The sequence below is a fragment of the Fodinibius sp. SL11 genome (assembly GCF_052060035.1).
Lineage (GTDB): Bacteria > Bacteroidota > Rhodothermia > Balneolales > Balneolaceae > Fodinibius.
The window spans coordinates 293,460-311,490 of record NZ_JBPOEA010000002.1 but is presented as its reverse complement, the minus strand read 5'-3'; the positions used below and the strand labels follow the sequence as shown (position 1 = coordinate 311,490).

18 protein-coding genes are annotated in these 18,031 nt (G+C 42.9%); 8 read left to right on the top strand and 10 right to left on the bottom strand.

Annotated elements, in window-relative coordinates:
• Window positions 1-17 precede the first annotated feature (17 nt).
• The 5 genes from ACQ76V_RS04515 to ACQ76V_RS04495 all read left to right on the top strand — a co-directional run bounded on the left by ACQ76V_RS04515 (window position 18) and on the right by ACQ76V_RS04495 (window position 6,226).
• Window positions 18-524 carry a hypothetical protein gene (locus tag ACQ76V_RS04515; RefSeq protein WP_440999287.1) on the top strand — a complete coding sequence of 169 codons (507 nt, stop codon included), beginning with the start codon at window positions 18-20 and terminating at the stop codon, window positions 522-524.
• A 155-nt stretch (window positions 525-679) separates the two neighbouring features.
• The gene (locus ACQ76V_RS04510; protein ID WP_440999286.1) at window positions 680-1,999 is read left to right on the top strand and encodes a TolC family protein; all 1,320 of its coding nucleotides are present in this window, start codon (window positions 680-682) and stop codon (window positions 1,997-1,999) included.
• Between the two features lie 2 nt (window positions 2,000-2,001).
• On the top strand, window positions 2,002-3,114 hold the full coding sequence (locus tag ACQ76V_RS04505) for an efflux RND transporter periplasmic adaptor subunit (RefSeq protein WP_440999285.1): 1,113 nt from the start codon (window positions 2,002-2,004) through the stop codon (window positions 3,112-3,114).
• An 18-nt stretch (window positions 3,115-3,132) separates the two neighbouring features.
• Entirely contained in the window at window positions 3,133-5,859 is a 2,727-nt protein-coding gene (locus ACQ76V_RS04500) for an efflux RND transporter permease subunit (RefSeq protein ID WP_440999284.1), read from the top strand.
• Window positions 5,860-5,869: 10 nt separating this feature from the next.
• A complete protein-coding gene (locus tag ACQ76V_RS04495; RefSeq protein WP_440999283.1) occupies window positions 5,870-6,226 on the top strand; it encodes an efflux RND transporter permease subunit in 357 nt (118 codons plus the stop codon).
• 397 nt (window positions 6,227-6,623) lie between these two features.
• Here the strand turns inward: ACQ76V_RS04495 and ACQ76V_RS04490 are convergent, their stop codons facing one another.
• A complete protein-coding gene (locus tag ACQ76V_RS04490; protein ID WP_440999282.1) occupies window positions 6,624-7,232 on the bottom strand; it encodes a TetR/AcrR family transcriptional regulator in 609 nt (202 codons plus the stop codon).
• A gap of 201 nt (window positions 7,233-7,433) precedes the next feature.
• Between ACQ76V_RS04490 and ACQ76V_RS04485 the strand changes: the two genes are divergently transcribed.
• The 3 genes from ACQ76V_RS04485 (at window position 7,434) to ACQ76V_RS04475 (ending at window position 10,656) form a co-directional block, all read left to right on the top strand.
• Window positions 7,434-7,805, top strand: coding sequence for a hypothetical protein (locus ACQ76V_RS04485; RefSeq protein WP_440999281.1), 372 nt, complete (start codon window positions 7,434-7,436; stop codon window positions 7,803-7,805).
• Window positions 7,806-7,916: 111 nt separating this feature from the next.
• A complete protein-coding gene (locus ACQ76V_RS04480; protein WP_440999280.1) occupies window positions 7,917-10,184 on the top strand; it encodes a TonB-dependent receptor in 2,268 nt (755 codons plus the stop codon).
• 88 nt (window positions 10,185-10,272) lie between these two features.
• Complete coding sequence (locus ACQ76V_RS04475) at window positions 10,273-10,656, top strand: hypothetical protein (protein WP_440999279.1); 384 nt, start codon at window positions 10,273-10,275, stop codon at window positions 10,654-10,656.
• An 84-nt stretch (window positions 10,657-10,740) separates the two neighbouring features.
• On the opposite strand, the gene ACQ76V_RS04470 is transcribed toward ACQ76V_RS04475, so the two are convergent.
• The 9 genes from ACQ76V_RS04470 to ACQ76V_RS04430 form a co-directional block, all read right to left on the bottom strand.
• Entirely contained in the window at window positions 10,741-11,196 is a 456-nt protein-coding gene (locus ACQ76V_RS04470) for a plastocyanin/azurin family copper-binding protein (RefSeq protein ID WP_095607170.1), read from the bottom strand.
• A 35-nt stretch (window positions 11,197-11,231) separates the two neighbouring features.
• On the bottom strand, window positions 11,232-11,714 hold the full coding sequence (locus ACQ76V_RS04465; RefSeq protein ID WP_440999278.1) for a cupredoxin domain-containing protein: 483 nt from the start codon (window positions 11,712-11,714) through the stop codon (window positions 11,232-11,234).
• Window positions 11,714-12,328 (bottom strand): SCO family protein, encoded by a 615-nt coding sequence (locus ACQ76V_RS04460; RefSeq protein WP_440999277.1) that lies wholly within the window; start codon window positions 12,326-12,328, stop codon window positions 11,714-11,716. The genes ACQ76V_RS04465 and ACQ76V_RS04460 overlap by 1 nt, the downstream gene beginning before the upstream one ends.
• The gene (locus ACQ76V_RS04455; protein WP_440999276.1) at window positions 12,328-13,122 is read right to left on the bottom strand and encodes a formylglycine-generating enzyme family protein; all 795 of its coding nucleotides are present in this window, start codon (window positions 13,120-13,122) and stop codon (window positions 12,328-12,330) included. Before ACQ76V_RS04455 ends, ACQ76V_RS04460 begins: the two co-directional genes overlap by 1 nt.
• Before the next feature lie 40 nt (window positions 13,123-13,162).
• Window positions 13,163-14,296 carry a multicopper oxidase domain-containing protein gene (locus ACQ76V_RS04450; RefSeq protein ID WP_440999275.1) on the bottom strand — a complete coding sequence of 378 codons (1,134 nt, stop codon included), beginning with the start codon at window positions 14,294-14,296 and terminating at the stop codon, window positions 13,163-13,165.
• Window positions 14,297-14,523: 227 nt separating this feature from the next.
• Window positions 14,524-15,270, bottom strand: coding sequence for a DUF2249 domain-containing protein (locus ACQ76V_RS04445; protein ID WP_440999274.1), 747 nt, complete (start codon window positions 15,268-15,270; stop codon window positions 14,524-14,526).
• A 158-nt stretch (window positions 15,271-15,428) separates the two neighbouring features.
• Complete coding sequence (locus ACQ76V_RS04440; protein WP_440999273.1) at window positions 15,429-15,698, bottom strand: DUF488 domain-containing protein; 270 nt, start codon at window positions 15,696-15,698, stop codon at window positions 15,429-15,431.
• A gap of 68 nt (window positions 15,699-15,766) precedes the next feature.
• Window positions 15,767-16,591 (bottom strand): phosphosulfolactate synthase, encoded by an 825-nt coding sequence (locus ACQ76V_RS04435; RefSeq protein WP_440999272.1) that lies wholly within the window; start codon window positions 16,589-16,591, stop codon window positions 15,767-15,769.
• Window positions 16,592-16,656: 65 nt separating this feature from the next.
• On the bottom strand, window positions 16,657-18,024 hold the full coding sequence (locus tag ACQ76V_RS04430; protein WP_440999271.1) for an MmgE/PrpD family protein: 1,368 nt from the start codon (window positions 18,022-18,024) through the stop codon (window positions 16,657-16,659).
• Window positions 18,025-18,031: the final 7 nt, after the last annotated feature.

The window sequence follows — 18,031 nt, the reverse complement described above, 5'->3', positions numbered from 1 at the left end:
CTTAAAACGGAGTTATTATGGAAGCTGATTATTTACATCTCGTCGTCAATCATATTCCCATTTTCAGTGTTGGTTTTGGCCTGCTGATCTTAGTATGGGGATTGATCAAGAAGAATACTTCTATACTGCAAATTGCCCTTACCTTCTTTCTGATCGGGGCTGTGAGCAGCTATGTAGCCATGGAAACCGGCGAAGCGGCCGAAGATATTGTAGAAGAGTTAAATGTGGCTTCTCATGATGTGATTCACGATCACGAAGAAGCGGCTGAAATTGCCTTCTGGTTCACTATTTTAACTGGGGTAATAAGTGCGGTGGGATTTTTTGCCCTCTCCTATAATATTCGCTGGCAAAACACCCTCTTTGGAATACTGGCTATCTCAGCATTAATTTCACTGGGAGCTTTGCTTTATACCGCTTATCAGGGAGGCAAGATTTTCCATCCCAAAAACCAGACGAGTAATGTTGAAATAATACCGGAACATAACTCTTATCTCTATGTACCTTTGTTCAATCAACTAACATAACTGAGCTAAGAATTCTCAAAGCAAACTTTGCCCTATTTATGGGATAATAGAGTTACAGTATTATCCCATAAATAAAATATCTGGTATTCAAATTGACTTAGAAGTTAAATAAAATTATATTGTGAGTGAACGCTCACTTATAATAAATAATTATTTTGTTACGTACACTATTAACAAGTTTTCTAATATTTTTGGGATTAGTAGCAACAGCTGTTGCCCAGGAAAAACCGATCTCCTTAGCTGAAGCAATAGAACGATCTTTAGAGCATGCTACAAATACACGTATTGCAAAAGCTGATAAAGAAGCTGCGGAAGCAGGCAGCGGTTTACTTTCTTCCGATTATATCCCAAAAATAAACAGTAGCCTATCATATACGCGGTCACAATACCCGCAAATTGTCACCCCCATTCGTAAGCAAGAGGCCTTTCCTCCCCTCGACAACCAACTATTTGAAGCCAACATTCAGGTTGAATGGAAAGTTTTTGATTTTGGTGAAAGCGGTGCATTGCGCAAAAAAACAAAAGCACTGGCCGATGCTGCTAATATAAAGTACGAACTGGCGCGGATGGAAACGATTGAGTCAACAACCTCGGCATATATTCAATTACAGCAGCTTAAGGAACTAAAGAAGGTACAAAATGAACGTGTCTATAGTCTTAAAAAGAATAAGGAGCAGCTACAAGCTCTTTACCAGAAAGGACGAATAGCAAACGTTGATCTCTTAAAAATTGAAGATACAATAGTAGAGGCAGAAACCGCTTTAATAGAAACCGAAAATACCATTGATGAGCTTTTAGAAGTACTGACTGATGACTTGGGTATAGAGCAAAAAATAAGTATAGACCTGATTGCTTCACTTCGTTTTAAAGAAGATGTGCTCTTTAATCCAGATCAAGCCTCAACCAATGACGCACCAAGCATTTCTGTAGCAAAAAAACAAAAAAAGGCAGTAGATCTTGAAGCCCGCGCTTCATATCGAGCTTTTTTACCTCAATTCAATCTTTTCGCAGTCGAACAGTTTAGAACAGGAAGTGAATTTGAAATTGATGATCAGTGGATGGTTGGAATACGATTAAACATCCCTCTTTTTGCCAGCAAAAAAGTCGTCAATAACCAAGTGAAAAAGAAGCAGGCAAAATCCAAGCAAATCCAGTTAGAGAAAACCCGACAACAATATCGCCAACAACTAAATAAACTGACCAATGCCCAATATGAAACCCAAAAACGTATTCAAGCGACCCGAACTCGTACAGAATACTTAGAAGAAACCTATCGGTTAGAATCTAAATCATATAAACAGGGACGCTCTACCCTAACTGATTTGCTTACTACAGAATCGAAATTAAACAGCGTGCGGGCAGAACTACTTGCCATGCGCGCTCAGCTTAGGATGCTAAATATTAATATTGCAGTATTAACAGGACAATTGAATAAGGAAATAGCCATTAAATTGGCAAAAGGTGAATCGTTATGAACATGAATAAGAAAGATATTTTGATCGTCTTTACTATAGCCTTGTTTGGGACTGGTGCCGTACTATGGTTGACCAGTGAAAACGCAGTTACTGATCAAGAATCAAATTACAATCAGGATACCACCGTACCTGTTGAAATTACCCAGCCAACAGTTAAAACTATTGCTGACCAACTTCCATACTTGGGAACAGTAGCTGGAACAAAAGATGGGAATCTTTCCTTTCGTATAGGCGGAACACTCAACCAAATACTCGTTGAGGAAGGTGAGAAGGTTCAACAAGGCCAACTTTTAGCTACTGTAGCTGTACCTGAACTGGATGCTCAACTCAGGCGTGCTGAAAGTGAGTTTAACAAAGCTAAATCCTCACAATCTTTCTGGGAACGAGAAGTATCAATAGACAGTGCACTGTATAAAGATGGAGCTATTTCTCAAACGGTATTCAATAAGACAGCCTTTAACTATGAACAGGCATTAAGCAGTTTCTATGCGGCAAGGGCAGCACTTGAAGAAGTCCGGGAACGTCAAAAACAGACCCGCATGCATGCACCCGCTAAAGGAACTATCGGATCAATTATGATCCGCGAAGGCAGTAATATTGGTCCCAACCAACCTATCTTCTTTTTCCACCAAGGCCAACCGACCGTTTATGCAGATGTACTGGAACAGGATATTAGGAAAGGAATCAAAGTTGGCAGTTCAGTAACAGCAAAACTTAGCAATAATACGATAGCGGGGACCGTAGAACGGATAGATTCCCAAGCTAAACCGCCTTTCCGGAGCATCCGTGTTTTCACCTCTTTTCCTGACAGCGCTTTTCATGATCGTCCCTCAGGGTCGGGTGTTACCCTTAGGTTTGCGATCAACAAACAAAAAAATGCTCTTTTAGCCCCTGTCTCATCTATTGATTTAAGAAGTGATCAACCGCGTCTGTTTAAAATTGACAACCAAACGAGGGCCAGACCGATCCCAGTAGAATTAGGCGTTCAACGCGGTGATTTTCGCCAGGTCAAAGGTGATATTTCCCCAGATGATAACATTATCAGTTCCGGAGTTAATAGTGTTGAACCCGGTGATCGTGTCGAAATCACCCGTGAAATAACATTGAATAAATAATTTTAAGATTACCAATTTATGAGCTGGGCAGCATTTTCAATAAAAAACAGGTACACCATTTATGCACTAATGCTGGCAATCCTTGTATTCGGTGCACAGTCGTACCTGACACTACCAATTTCACTTTTCCCGGAAACATCCCCCCCTGTTGTTACTATTCTCACGCAGTATCCCGGTGCTACGGCTTTAGACGTAGCCGAAAAAGTATCTGAAGATATTGAAGAGGAAGTAGCTGCACTGGATGGTATAGCCAAAGTCACTTCCAAATCGCAAGATGGGCTTTCGGTGGTTACGGCTGAATTTCACTACGATGTGAGTGTAGATTTAGCGGCAGTTGATGTGCAAAATGCAGTAAGCCGTATTAAGGGAAGCCTGCCCAAATCAATAAGCGAACCCCGTATCCTGAAAATAAATTCAAGCGACAAGCCCGTAATTACGCTTGGTGTTAGTGCTCACGATGGCAATCTCAAAAAGGTCCGCCAAATTGCTGATAATGAAATTGCTCCGGCACTGCAACGTCTCCGTGGTGTTTCTTCTGTAGATATTTTTGGCGGATACCGGCGGCAGATTAATATTTCAATTGATCGTGATCGCATGGAAGCTGCAAACTTAACGCTTTCTGCTATCAGTCAAGCTATACAGACTGCCAATATATCGAAACCGCTCGGTAGCATTGATAACAGCCGGCGTGAAGTACTGCTTCGTTTTGATGAATCTCTGACAACTGCTAATGAGGTGAAAAATATCCCTATTAGAAATGAAAACAATCAGAGACTGCTTATCGGCGACATTGCAGAAGTCGAAGATGGGGCAGCAGATCCCAAAAGTGCATTTTTAGCGAATGGAACTGAAGTAGTAGCCCTGCAAATCTTACAACAAGATGATGCTAACACCGTTGAGGTTGTTGATCGTGTTACTGCTGAGATATCAACCCTTGAGCAAGCGTATCCCGATCTAAAATTTGAAGTTGCTACCGAAGAGGGATCATTCACTGAGCAGGTAACCAGTAATATGGCTACCTCAATAGCCCTTGCACTCTTTCTGGCCTCCCTGATTATTTTCGGATTTCTCGAAAGCATTCGCCGCGCTTTTATTGTGAGTATCGCTATGCCCATGAGTTTTTTACTTGCATTTGCCCTTATGAAACTTAACGGCATGGAACTAGACCTGGTAACTCTTTCAGCCATTATTTTGGCGGTTGGTATGGTCGTTGACGGGGCTGTCGTTGTTATTGAGAATATCAGCCGACATTACGACGAAGAAGATCTTTCTGCAAAAGAAGCTGCTATTGAAGGAACCAACGAAGTTTTCTTTGCGGTTCTTGTGGGCGTTGCCACAACGATTATTGTACTTATTCCTTTTCAATTTTTAACGGGATTTATCGGCAAGGTTTTTGGCCCACTATCACTCACCATGATTTTTGCGTTCGGAGCCTCAATACTGATGGCTGTTACGCTTATTCCCCTCCTCTTTTTCTTGTTTGAACAGCATAAATCTACCATTGGAACCTATATCAAAAAATACATAGCTCCTTTCAACGCAGGAATGGACAAACTAAGAGACGGCTATTTAGTGCTGCTTGACTGGTCGCTAAAACACCGGGCCATTTTACTTACCGGGACATTACTCATTTTTATTGGCAGTATGGCCCTCTTGGCTATGCGTGGGATGGAGGTCTTGCCCAAGCTGGATTCCGGTTCTTTCTTTATATCGATGGAAGCAGAAGCAGGCAGTTCTTTTGAACAAACCAAATCGATTGTCCATGATATTGAAGATCTTCTTAATAAAGATCCGGACGTTATAAACTATACTTCACAAATAGGTTTTGAACCTGATGCAAAGTTTTTTGGTGATGCCGGTGCTATGGGCATACAACAGGCATTTATTACCGTAGATCTGGTTTCCCGAAAAGAGCGTGGCCGCTCCATTTGGGAAATAGAAGATCAATTACGCACCAAGATTAATCGCATTCCCGGTATTCGCACCGCTGTACTCAAAGCCATGGGAGGTACCGCAAAAAGTACCACTGCTGCGCCCATTAATGTACAAATTTCAGGTCCTGACCTAAATCAACTCAACACACTGGCCAAAACAGTCGCCGACCGAATACGTAAAATCGATGGTGCTGTTAACATTTATCGACAGTGGACGCTCGAACGACCTGAGGTACAATTTACGGTCGACCGACTGAACACTGCTTTCTATGGATTAACGCCGAGCTATATTGCTCAAGAAACGTTTGCTGCTGTTGATGGACTTCCAGTAACACAATTAGATGCTTCTAATGGGAGTGATCCCAATATTGTGGTTCGATACGATTCTACCCAGCGCAAAGTACTTGATGATGTGTTACAGACTAAATTAAAACCCGGTTTACCCCTATCCTCTGTTGCAAAAACGGATGTAAAACTTGCTCCCAATCTCATCACACGGGAGAATCTTGTAAGAACAGCTGATGTGTTGGGCTTTACTTATAATCGTGCTTTCAGTCATGTTATCGCTGATATTGAATCTTCGATTTCAGAAATGGAAATTCCTAAAGGCTATAATTTAAAAGTTACCGGCGAAAATTCAGATCTCAAAGAATCACGGTCCCAGATGTTATCAGCCTTACTGGCAGCCTTGGTTGGGGTCTACCTGCTGATCGTTGCGCAATTCCGTTCCTTCATCCATCCGTTTACTGTTATGCTTGCCGTTCCCCTTGTAGCCGTGGGAGCCGCCCTTGGCTTAATAAATTACAGGTAAAGTGATTTCTATGTCGGTCTTAATCGGCTTTATACTGCTAATCGGGATTGCGGTAAACAATTCGGTGATCCTTATCGATTTTATTTTGCACCAGATGGAAGGCCAAAGTCGCGAAGAGATTGTCAAAAAGTCTGTGGAGGTAAGGTTTCGCCCCATCATGATGACCACATTTTCAACAGTAATTGGAATGCTCCCTCTGGCCCTGGAACTTGCGTTAGGAACCGAACGATTTTCTCCAATGGCCATTGTTATTATCGGAGGCCTCACAGCCTCAAGCCTTCTCACTATGGTTGTGGTACCCGTTTTTTACACGCTGATTGATGATCTCACAAACCGAATTAATATCAGAATCCATGATCAAAGTTAGAAAGTTCCCTTATCCCATACCCTATATCCCTAACAAGAGATATCAGGTACCTCCGGTTGATAGCCGGAGGTACTTCTTAATTTCAAAACAAAGATCGTTATGGATGGCATAACCAAAAGTGTAGCCGTTTTGGGACTAATTCTTATTGTCAATCTCACAGCTGTTGCCCAACATACCGAAATGCAAACACGCTAAGAGCGTATCCCGGTTGCCATTGATAAAAATGGAAATATTATAGAGAAGTTCAGTATCCAGAAAAACAAACTTAATCTTTTAATAGCAGACTCTAACCTAAAAATCATAGAGTATTCCACTATTGAAGATGATCCAAATCAATTGAACACAAAGATAGACTTGATAAAAAAGTTGCAATCAGAAAATAAATAGATCGTTACAACTATCTCCTCAGCATTCGCAAGGCAGCATCTACGGTCTCATCAATAACAATTTCTGGTTCCAGGGAAGTGATATTCCGGCGGAGAAAAATAATACTCCGTTGTACCATCCCTATAATCCAGGCAACAGCGATGACAGGGTCCTCCGGCAGTTCAAAAATCCCCCGTTCTTTACCCTCCTGGAGTATTTCGACAAATACATCTTTAGGAAGGGGCTTCGAAAGCATTTCTTTGGTAATGATTTCCTCTCGATGATTTGCAATCAATATATAGGAGAACTCCTTTTTGCTATCAAAAGAAAAATCGAAAATAGTTCTAATAAGAATTACTATTTGTTCTTCGGGGTCGGAACCCTGTGCTGCGGTTTCTTTCAGCGTATTGCGAAATTGAGTAGCACAGTTTAGAAAAATCGTTCGGGCAAGATCATTTTTACTTTTAAAATGTCGATAAATATTGCCCTCAGCAGTATCAGCCCCCTCGGCTATGGAACGAATAGAGGTTGCATCAATACCCTCGGATACGAAAAGTTCTAACGCTGTTTCTAAAATCGCCTGTTTTTTTGTAATTGCCAATGGGCCAAAATGGGTTTTGATAAAAATGCGAATATTCACTCGCAATATACTAAATTTTAACCTGTTCTTGGTTAAAATTATGAAGAATTTATTTTCCGGGATTTGCATTTACGCATGGAAAAACTTGTTATTAATCTTTAAAAAAATAAGAGCAATTCGTATATTAAGACAAAATACTCTTATTATTTTAACTTGTTTCAAAAGCTAAAATACATATCGTCAGCGGTTTTATTCCTGTTCTTGGGAGCATCAATTTTGCAAGGTCTGTCTCCCATCGTAATGCAGCAGATGAACGCTCATCATGGTGGAGAAACTATGGCCTGTAGCATGGATGGCGATTGTGATAGCTCCTGTTCGCTAGATACAAAAAAAGCTTGCAGCTGCAACCATTCAACATCAGCCGACGATTCTAACGGTACAAAGCTATGCGGCTGCGATCATCATGGAAATAGACCCATAGGCACAAATGCCCCATTTCAGATCAAGGCCCCACTGGTTTCTGCTTTTGGCAGTATTACCTTTTCTCCCACTTCTTTTTTTCTAAATCTAAACCAGCATCCCCTGTTTATCTTTACGGATGATATTTTCCGTCCGCCCCGCCTTAACGCATAATCTTCTGATTTCTTAATCAAATTCAATAACCAATCTGCATCGCAGTTCAATAACGCTATTGCTATAGCGGTATCTGTTTTTGATGCGGATAAATGAGACCATATCTGAATTATGCGTATACTAAAACTTTTTTCTCTAACAATAGGATTATTGCTCCTTTTTGCCCTCTCAAATTCTACTTGGGCACAACATACTATTTCCGGTAGAATTTTAGATCAATCAAATGACAAGCCGTTGGTCGGAGCACACGTACATTGGACCGAAAGAGATCTAACCACTACTACCAATTCTAATGGTGAATTCAGTTTTACAGCTGACGTCAATGAACTTTCAATTCGAATTACCTACGTAGGATACAAGCCCAAAACTGTTAGCCTTTCTGCTAATAAATCCAAGATAATCACGCTGCGAAAATCGACGGAAGCAATGAGCCCAGTCACTATAATTGCTCGCAAAACATCCAATCAACCCGACCAGTTTATGGATGCGATTTCAACCGTTAACCTTTCCCATGATGCGGGTCAATTTCTCAAGGATTCGCCCAACATTTCAGGCATACGCAAGGGCGGCGGATTCGGCGTTGATCCTGTATTGCGCGGCTTTCAAAAGAACCAGCTGATGGTTGAAATGGACGGGGTTTTGCAATCGCAAGGAGCCTGTCCCAACCGCATGGACCCGCCTACCTCGCACGTTCAAATGGAACACATTGAAGAGGTGGAAATCCTAAAAGGTCCTTATGCCCTTAAACACGGTCCTTCGTTTGGCGGTGTCATCAACTTTAAATCACAGCAGCCGGACTATTACCGAGAACCCGTTCTCTCGAGCTATTTTACAGTGGGCTATGAAAGTAACATCGATCGTCAGCGCTATGCCGGAGGCATCAAAAAAGAAGGCGGTCGGTGGACAACCAACGTTTACGGGGCTTTTGCATCCACAGAAAATTATGAGGATGGTTCCGGAAATAGCGTTAATGCGGGAATGTCGAATGCCGAATATACGGTTGAGACATCCGTTCAGCTAAACGATGCAAATTCTATCAAAGCCAAGCTGAGCCAGAATTTTGCTCGTGACGTCCAATATCCGGCCTTGATGATGGATATGCGTGAGGATAATATCACCAATGCTACACTGACTTACACTAACACCAACCTGGAAAATGGACGTTTTGAAAGCTCGGTTTTTGGTTCGTATGTAGCACACCTGATGGATAACCTCGATCGGCAAATGTCAAACATGGTAGAGGCTGTGACCGATCTGTCTACGGAAACCTACGGCTATGATCTTTCCTATGTGCTTCCGGCGGCATCCGGCAGCTGGACGTTCGGCACCGATGCTACCCTTCGCTATATGGAGGGCTTCCGCACTCGGGATTTCAACACGGGTCCCATGGCCGGACAAAGCGTCACCGACAACGTCTGGCAGGGTGGCAAACGCAATCGCTTTGGCGGTGTGGTAGAATATCAGCCGAACATCAGCGACTGGAATGTAGTCATCTCCTCTCGCTTCGATTATTACTACTCCAATGCCAGCGATCCCGATACCTATTTTGCACAATCGCTGGGTAGCCTCGACCAGGAACATCTGGGATGGAGTACCAGCGCTGGATTTACCAAGGATCTGCATTCCAACTGGACGACCGGCTTCTGGGTGGGCCGTTCGGAGCGTTACCCCGGCATGGACGAGCTCTTCGTTAACTACCTGGCTATCGGCATGGATCCCTATGAGTACGTAGGAAATCCACAGCTAAACGCCGAAGCTAATCACCAGGTGGATACGATGCTCAACTATACAAATGAGGTAATCAGTATAGAAGGATCGCTGTTTTATAGCTATGTAACCGACTATATCAGCGCAACCGTTCGTCCCGATTTGAATCCTAAACAGATGGGTGCACCGGGCGTCAAACAATTTGTGAATGTAGATGAAGCTGCACTTTACGGCTTTGAACTGACCTTCCAAAACAACGGACGCAATAACCTGGGCTACAACTTGTCCACCGCCTATACCATTGGACGCAATTTGACCACGGAGGAAGATCTTCCACAGATCCCGGCTTATGAAGCGAATCTGAAACTGGATTACAGCTTCCTGAATAGGAAACTGATTCCTCAACTTCACCTTCGTGGTGTGGCTCAACAAAGCCGCGTGGCCGAATCGTTTGATGAGCAGTCAACGGACGGATACCTGTTAACAAACTTCAAGCTGAATTCTCAGTTAGGCCGCGGCATTCAGCTTTCGGCGGGCGTTAACAACCTATTTAATGTGACCTATCACGAACATCTGAATAGAAGTCTGCAAGGATCAACCATGCCGCTTAATGATCCCGGACGAAGCCTATTTGTGGAACTCAAATGGAACGGCATATTGTCATCACTGTAATAACCGATAATTCTTATTACGAGGGGATGCTTTATAGGCATCCCCTTTTTTATCAATCGCTATAAAAGGTTACTAAAGATTTAATCGGATGGACAAAAAAACGTTACACTCATTTATCCAAACGACATCTGCAATCATTGCCACCATTTTCGGCTTGATTACAATATGGATAAGTGGAATGACGCTTTTTGGCTTCTTCGATCCCGGGTATGTTATCTTTGTACCCTTACTGACATATAATGTCATAATGGGACTTTTCTATATAGCCATAGGAATATTAATCTGGCGACAACATCCCAAAGCAACCCAAGCGTCTAAATTTATTTTCCTATTGGATATTGTTGTGTTATTAATCATCACCCTACTATATTGGACAAACTTAGAAGTAGCTTTCGATAGTGTAAAAGCTATGTTATTTAGAACACTGGTTTGGGGAATTATTTCTTTCAGTTTATCAAAAACAGGATATTAATATAGTTACTATAACATAATTCCAATAAAAAAGGGCATCCAAATGAAATGGATGCCCTTTGAATTACTAATAGTTAGCTAAAAGTTATTCTCGAACTTGTAATACACCTTTCATACCGGCTGGATAGTGTCCGGGAAAAGTACAGATATACTCATAGTCTCCCGTTTCTTTAGGCACGGTAAAGGTTATTTCTACGGTTTCACCCCCACCGGCAAGACCTGTGGCCGCAATAATTTCATCCTTATATTCAGGAGAAATATAATCATTATCTCGGGCTCGGGCCGAAGCATTTGCAACCTCATCCACATTAGCATCTTTGTCTATAACCACAACGTTGTGTGCCATGGCCTGTTTAGGAATTTGGCTTTTTGTGGTAAGCTTAATCGTAATCTCTTCACCGGGAGAAGCCTCAATAGTAGTTACGTCAAACTTCATATTGTCCATGCCAACTATTTCTATGGTTCGCTGTGCCATAGCAGAGGACACGACCCCGGTAAAAATGAGTGCAAATATTAGCGTTATTTTTGTAAGTGATTTCATAGTAAGTAACCTCTTTTATGTTTATTGGTATGTATTTATTGATTTAAAAACTGTTCTGTCTCAGTACTCAATTTTTGTAAAACTACGTTGGGCATCCCTTCTTCGGGATAATCTATCGCAGCATCATAAGACCCTGCTATTACTCGTCCCACATGTCCCATCTTTTCATGGGGAAGGCAAAAATAATCGTACACGCCTTCTTCTTTTATATTCAAAAACCACTGGTCGCCCTGCTCCATCAGCCCCGAATCAAAAGGCTTTGCTAAATCTGGAATTCGCTTTGGTCGCCGGTTTGTGGGATGGTACGCCGTTACCGTATGTAATCCCTCGCGTACGATAAACTCTATCACATCGCCCGGATTCACCGCCACTACCACCGGGTCGAATCGCGCATCTGCATCCGTGCCTTTAACTTCTACTGTCACCGTATCTGTCTGGAAAACATCAGAAGCAATTACACGGCCCCAGCCAGTGATCAACACAAGAGTTATTAATAATGTTAGTACTGAAAATTTCATTATTTGTTCAGCCTATCCATTATTAACTCAATTGTTCCCTTAACTTCGTCCATAGGCTGATTCAATCCCTCGACCCTGTGGGCAATTCTGCCTTTCTCATCTAATACTGTTACCAAATTCGAATGCGCAAAATGTCCGTCACTTTTCTTCGAATACTGCACCCCCAACATCATGGCAAGCGTGCGTACGTCGGCATCATCGGCCGTCATAAAGTGCCACCCGGGGATATCCAACTGCTCATACTTTGCATACTCATTTAATACCTCAGGCGTATCGTTTTCTGTATCAAAACTGACGGCTAACACATTCACATCCTTTTGAACCGATTTATCAATACTGCTGTATAAACGCCAGGTATCCTGAATTAGAATCGGGCAAACATCAGTACAATTTCCGTAGAACATCACCACAATAACCGGTTTGCCCTTAAAATCATCGAGTGTTACCGTATCTCCGCGATGATCTGTCCACTTGGCATCAAGATGATACAGCGAGTGTTTTACATCTATTTCTTTAACATCAAGAGTGTTATCAGCACTATGATTGTGATTATGCTGAGCAACTAAGCTCGTAGCTGTAAATAAGAGCAGTATGATGAGGAATAATTTTTTCATTATAAACTCGCTTCTTTTTCTTCAATGGTTTCAACATCATAAGCGCAGCGAAATCCCATGGTACTGTTGGTGCTTTTGGGACTAAAACTCATGCGTGTGATATACCGGATAGACGCAGCATAGCTGTAGGCATTGCCGAGTTTTTGCATGCGTCCCACCGTGCCACAATCCAGGGAAAGATCATTGGCAATGACCGGTTTAAAATCTTGAACCCATTCCATAATCAATCCAAACTGATCTTTAACGCCATATCGATTTTCGATTCCGGTAGATCCCACGTCTCCGACATTTTCACTATCAAAAGTGGAGTACCAACTCATTAACCTATTGGCAAATTCTCGTGCATCGGCGGATGAATCAAAATCCATAAGCTGTGCCGAATACTCCCATTCATTGAGGGTAGGCAGTCGTCCACCTACCGATTGGCAATACGCATTGGCCGCATACCATGAAACACTTGTAACCGGTTCATCCGGGTTTACAACTTCATCAGAATTGGTATTTTCCCAGCCTTTCAGATATCCCTTATAAGCAAAAATGCTCGGAACGTTTCCAGGTTGCCAATCCTCATGATCTTGTAAAAACTTGTTGTATTGCTGATTAGTAATAGCCGTTGTATCCAAATAAAATGAACCTACTTCGACTGGTTCTCCTTTTACTTCGGGCATTACAGAATGAAATGATCCCGACGGAACCAGCACCTGTGCCCCTACCCAGCTGGGGAGGGTTAGCATCACCACTGCCAGTACAGTCAGCATGATTTTAACAGGTGCTATGTTCGTCAGGAGTTTCATTTCAATATTTAATAATTGTTACTAATTATTATTCTGTGATTTACTTCTCGCGTGGACCGGCTTTCAATGTTCCCGTCGCACCTTTTTCTGCATCAGCGAATTCGTGATCGATCAGGATATATTTTCCTTCTTCAGGAACAATCATATCTATTGTCGCTGAACTTGAAGCACCTAACAGTACCGTCTGCATGCCGCGCATTTCATTGAAGGGATGTCCTTCGAGCCATACTCGATCGAAGATGCCACCAATTACGTGAAAACTTGACGTTCCGCTTGGACCATTATTGGATACGTGTAAGCGAATACGATCACCGGCATTAGCTTTTAGCGGCTGATCGTGCAAGATTGTTTGGTGTCCATTAAATACGACGTGAGAAGGGTTTCGATTTTGAGCCGCCTCATAATCATACTGGAAAAGATCTCCAGACCCTTTTTTCAAGTAATATTCGGATTGTACGACTACATATTCCTTGTCCACTTCATAATCTGTGTCATAGCCATCCTTGGGCGAAACAACGACTACACCGTGCTGTCCCATAGCTGTGTGCATAAGTACACTGGGTGTTCCACAGTGATAGATATATGAGCCAGCATAGTTGGCAACCCAATCAAACTTGATGGATTGGCCCGGAGCAATAGTTCTCCACTTGTCATCTTTAGCTACCGTTCCCGCGTGGAAATCCATGGAGTGTGGCATAGGCATCGTAGCTTCTTTAGCTTTCATATAATTATTCTGGGCCACCTGCTGCATAAAAGGCGAACCTTCTTTGGTCGGCTCCGTAATGGTTACCGGCTCATCCGAACGATTCTTCATTGTAAAGGTAATGCGGTCGCCCTCTCTGACGTGCAGTACCGGACCGGGAACGGTTCCACCGAACGTCCAGGCCTCGTATTTTACCCCATCAGCCACTTCAATTTCCTGGACAATGATATCGATGCGAACTTCGTGTGTCTTGTTGCCCTCGTAATCGAGTGGCTCAAGATTCGGAAGCATACTCAAATGGTCTCCTACGACGGGAGGTCCGTCATAATCTTCGGTGAATACTTCAGCTTCAGGCATGCCAAATGTTTTGCCATCTATTTGATATTCACCACTTTGGGCATAGCTCAGGGTCGTAATCCCGGTCAGTAACAATCCTATTATAAGAGTAAAAGTAAATTTTATTGATTTCATAGCAGTTAGTTTTATTGCTAATTAAGAATTAAGACAACTTTGTCTTTTATTTGTTCTGGGTAATATGTTTACAAATTGTATGCCACAATTGAAATTATCTAAAAGAAATAAAAGCCTGTTCTCAAATGGATCTTTTTCTCTGCTATGGAAGATTATTCTACCAAGTATATGGCACCAATGAAATACTTCCAGTTTTCCGGTATTGCAACAGTGCAATACCGGGAATGTTACTCTTCAAGTTTCATCACTTTCACCTTCCACTCCTTGGGCATGGTCTCCAGATATTCCCATTTAAACGGTTCATCACTTTCAGCCTCCATCTGGTAGTACAACGGCTTGGGATCATGATCATTAATAAAGACAAATGCTTCGCCGGGATTTAGCTCATCAAAAGCGTCAAAGACCATATCGTGGCGTTTGGCAGGGGCATGCGGACGCACATCAAACGAATTTACGATCGATACATCTTCAAGCACCGGATCAGTTTCTTCTTTTTTGGTCACGTGGATCACGTATTCGCCCGGCAGATCTTTTTTATAAGTCCACGTATATTCACCGCCAAACTTTTTCTTAAATATTTTTCGAATTTCTTCCGGATCCTTCTCGGATATTATTTCCATCGTATCCCCTTTCAACATCATCCCGTAGCGGTGAAATACGGCATATTTCCAGTCTTTGGGATCCGCTTTCCTAAGATCCATTAAGGTAGAGAAATCTTCAAATTCGCGTCCTTGTGAGGCTTCAGTCCGGGTTACGCGTACCTTCCACTCTTGTCCCCCACGCTGCAGGTATTCCCAGCCGACCACATCGCCATATATCGATCGGAATTCGTAATAAAGCGGCTTGGGATCGTGGTCGTTGATAAAAACAAAACTGTCTCCCGCCGGCAGCTCCTTAAAGAGCTTTAGTAGTTTTTCATGTCTTTTGATTGGGATGAACGAACGTACATCGAGTTCTTGTTTTGTATTCTGCATGAATATTTATTTAGTTTTTTATTGTTGGAACGCAGCACGCTGCGTCCATACTTTCTTTATTAAATTTATTATGTAGTCTGCTCTTCTGAGAAACCTTTCAACACCTTCGCATGATTATACTCTTCGTCTTAAGCATCATATAGGAGCGTAACTCTCTGTTATTTAGCTACGTTAAGCAGATGATCAACCACTTTCTCCTTCTGGGTTAACTCTTCTTTGTATCGATTCTGAAACTCCTTGAACTTATCATGATCGTGGTCAAACCACTTACGCAATTCGGTAGAGGGAGCAATTTCTTTGAGCCAGTCGTCCAGCCAGGCCTCCTTTTTGGATACGCCCCGCGGCCACAGCCGATCCACCAGTACGCGATAGCCGTCATCTTCGGCACATTCCTCGTAAATCCGTTTTATATAAAATTGCTTGTCCATAATTTCTAATTGGTATTTAGACATAGGCCACCTCCGAGGTGGCCTATGTCTATTCGAATAATTCTATTTTATTCTTTATACGTCAGTACCCGTCCCCAGAGGCTTTTAGTGCCCCAGATACCGCGTCGCAACGTTTCCAGCTGCACGATCTGGCTGTGATCCACAAACATATTGACTTCGGGACCATAGTTTTTGATATACCAAGCGAACACTTCCGGATCGGCTGCTTCAAACATCAGCTTTTCCAGGCCGATTTCGTTGATAAATGCCGCTGGGACATCCGTTCTCCACGGATCAGTATTTTCGGTAATGCCTTCCGACTCAATCATGATCATATAGGCTCCGGCATCTACAAACCGTTTGGCTTGCTTGACGGCATAGCTGGTATCGAGCGTACCTTCGGATTCCAATTCTCCTTGGGCGGTATCGCCGCCGGCTCCAAACTGGATACCAATTTCGGGCTTGGCCTTAAGTCCGGCCTCCTGCACTTTCTCGATCAGACGCAGCCAGTCGTCGGTGGGCAGGGTGATAAATCCGGCCGAGAGCTCAATAATATCGAAACCGTAATCTTTGCAGGTATCGATATATTGGTCGACGGCGTCTTTACCCTGCGTAAGCACGTACTCCATGAATCCACCGGTAGATACCAACGCATTGTGATCGTGGGCAATGTCAATCAGTTCAGTTACCTTATCTTTGGGCATAATTGAAAACGATCCACCAGAAAATTTCAGTGAGTCTACATGTTCGCCCATCGTTTCCATGATATCATTGAGATACCGTTTGCCCATCACCGCGTAATACGGGCCGCGGATTTCGGTAATGCCAGTTTTTCTGGGTTTAGGTTCTCGTTCGTTTTTATTTAAGAAGTCGAATGTTTTTTCGTCGGCCATAACAGCCACCTTTTATTTATTGTTGTTGGGATACGGAAACCGTATCCGCACAATTCAAATATTCCTTAAGACTCTAATTTTACTTTTGTTAATAGGTTCATCAAATCAGATACCGAGTGCTGTTCAAAATCCTGTACGGTCTCAATAATCTGGTCACGTAATTCTTCGGAAGTATAAGGTTGAGCTAACCCTTTAAATTTTTGGATAATGGTGTCCCAGCTCATGGGACGCGTGTAAAAACCTTCGTAATCGCGCTTTTTGATGGAATGTGTTTCTCCACTCTTGAGGTGCACCGTCAGTTTGGTCGGCATCTCATCGGGAAAGCGATCGCTGTACTCCTGTTTCGGTGAGACCTTCACTTTCTGCAACAGCGACTGAATGTCATCAGCTTCAATGCGATTCTTCTGATACTGTTCCGGCATTACTTGTCCGTCTAATAGCGCTGCTGAAACCATATATTGCAGACTGTGATCGGCCTCTTCTTTGGTACGGACAATCGTTTTATCGCCTTCTTCACCACCGCCTATAATGTGATATGCTACATCAAAGATGTCGATCTCAATTTTCTCAACATTTTCCGCTGTAAAGTCGTGCTTCTCCTTCAGCTCGATCATTCCTTCAATGGAGGACTGGGAATGTATCTCGGCATTGTATTTTTTAATAATGGTATTGGTCACGCGCTCCAGATCTTCGTTGGACCAATCGATGGAAAATTCTCCGGCAATGGAATCCATAAATCCTTTGTTGCCTTCGAAAACAGCGGGTGGACCAGTAATGCCATATTTAGCAAGAAATGCAGCGTGGGTACCTCCAAAAGCGGTATGTGGATAGGCCAATCCCTTCCAGTTGGAAAGTGCACCGGTTCGGGTTACGCGCAGGGCGTTTAGTGCTGTACCTGCAATCGAAATAGCATTAGCCGTTTTATCTTCATCTAATCCCAGTGCTTTGGAAACTCCGGCTGCTACCGCATAAGAGCCCTGGGTGGTGTGGTCAAATCCCTTGTCGCGCACAGGCGCTTCATCACTCAACCGACACTGCACCTGGTAGGCGACTCCAAGGGCAGTCAAAAAATCTTTTCCACTTAAATCAGTAGTCTCACCGGCTGCTAAAATAGACCCGATATTATCGCTCGGATGGCACGTTTCGCCCTTCGCCAGGTAGCTATCGTTAAAATCAAGGTAGCGAACAAGTCCGCTATTATAAAGAGCCGCGCGATCGGATGTTGTTTTGCCGCCACCAATCAAAGTACTTTGTTCCGAACCACCAAAATCATCGAGCATCTGCCGTATTGCTTTAACCGGTGGGCCTTCAATAGCGCCAATGGCCGTACCCAGCGAATCGAGAAGCCTTATTTTAAGCTGTTTTCTGGCCTCGTTAGATAAATTACTATAAGTAGCTTGATCAGTAAAAGTTGCCAAGTCGTGTACAATCATGATACTG

Bases quoted from the DNA above. Each gene is read 5' to 3' on its own strand.
- ACQ76V_RS04515 (WP_440999287.1), top strand. From the start codon at position 18: ATGGAAGCTGATTATTTACATCTCGTCGTCAATCATATTCCCATTTTC.
- ACQ76V_RS04505 (WP_440999285.1), top strand. From the start codon at position 2,002: ATGAATAAGAAAGATATTTTGATCGTCTTTACTATAGCCTTGTTTGGG.
- ACQ76V_RS04500 (WP_440999284.1), top strand. From the start codon at position 3,133: ATGAGCTGGGCAGCATTTTCAATAAAAAACAGGTACACCATTTATGCA.
- ACQ76V_RS04495 (WP_440999283.1), top strand. From the start codon at position 5,870: ATGTCGGTCTTAATCGGCTTTATACTGCTAATCGGGATTGCGGTAAAC.
- ACQ76V_RS04480 (WP_440999280.1), top strand. From the start codon at position 7,917: ATGCGTATACTAAAACTTTTTTCTCTAACAATAGGATTATTGCTCCTT.
- ACQ76V_RS04475 (WP_440999279.1), top strand. From the start codon at position 10,273: ATGGACAAAAAAACGTTACACTCATTTATCCAAACGACATCTGCAATC.
- ACQ76V_RS04470 (WP_095607170.1), bottom strand. From the start codon at position 11,196: ATGAAATCACTTACAAAAATAACGCTAATATTTGCACTCATTTTTACC.
- ACQ76V_RS04465 (WP_440999278.1), bottom strand. From the start codon at position 11,714: ATGAAATTTTCAGTACTAACATTATTAATAACTCTTGTGTTGATCACT.
- ACQ76V_RS04460 (WP_440999277.1), bottom strand. From the start codon at position 12,328: ATGAAAAAATTATTCCTCATCATACTGCTCTTATTTACAGCTACGAGC.
- ACQ76V_RS04455 (WP_440999276.1), bottom strand. From the start codon at position 13,122: ATGAAACTCCTGACGAACATAGCACCTGTTAAAATCATGCTGACTGTA.
- ACQ76V_RS04450 (WP_440999275.1), bottom strand. From the start codon at position 14,296: ATGAAATCAATAAAATTTACTTTTACTCTTATAATAGGATTGTTACTG.
- ACQ76V_RS04445 (WP_440999274.1), bottom strand. From the start codon at position 15,270: ATGCAGAATACAAAACAAGAACTCGATGTACGTTCGTTCATCCCAATC.
- ACQ76V_RS04440 (WP_440999273.1), bottom strand. From the start codon at position 15,698: ATGGACAAGCAATTTTATATAAAACGGATTTACGAGGAATGTGCCGAA.
- ACQ76V_RS04435 (WP_440999272.1), bottom strand. From the start codon at position 16,591: ATGGCCGACGAAAAAACATTCGACTTCTTAAATAAAAACGAACGAGAA.
- ACQ76V_RS04430 (WP_440999271.1), bottom strand. From the start codon at position 18,024: ATGATTGTACACGACTTGGCAACTTTTACTGATCAAGCTACTTATAGT.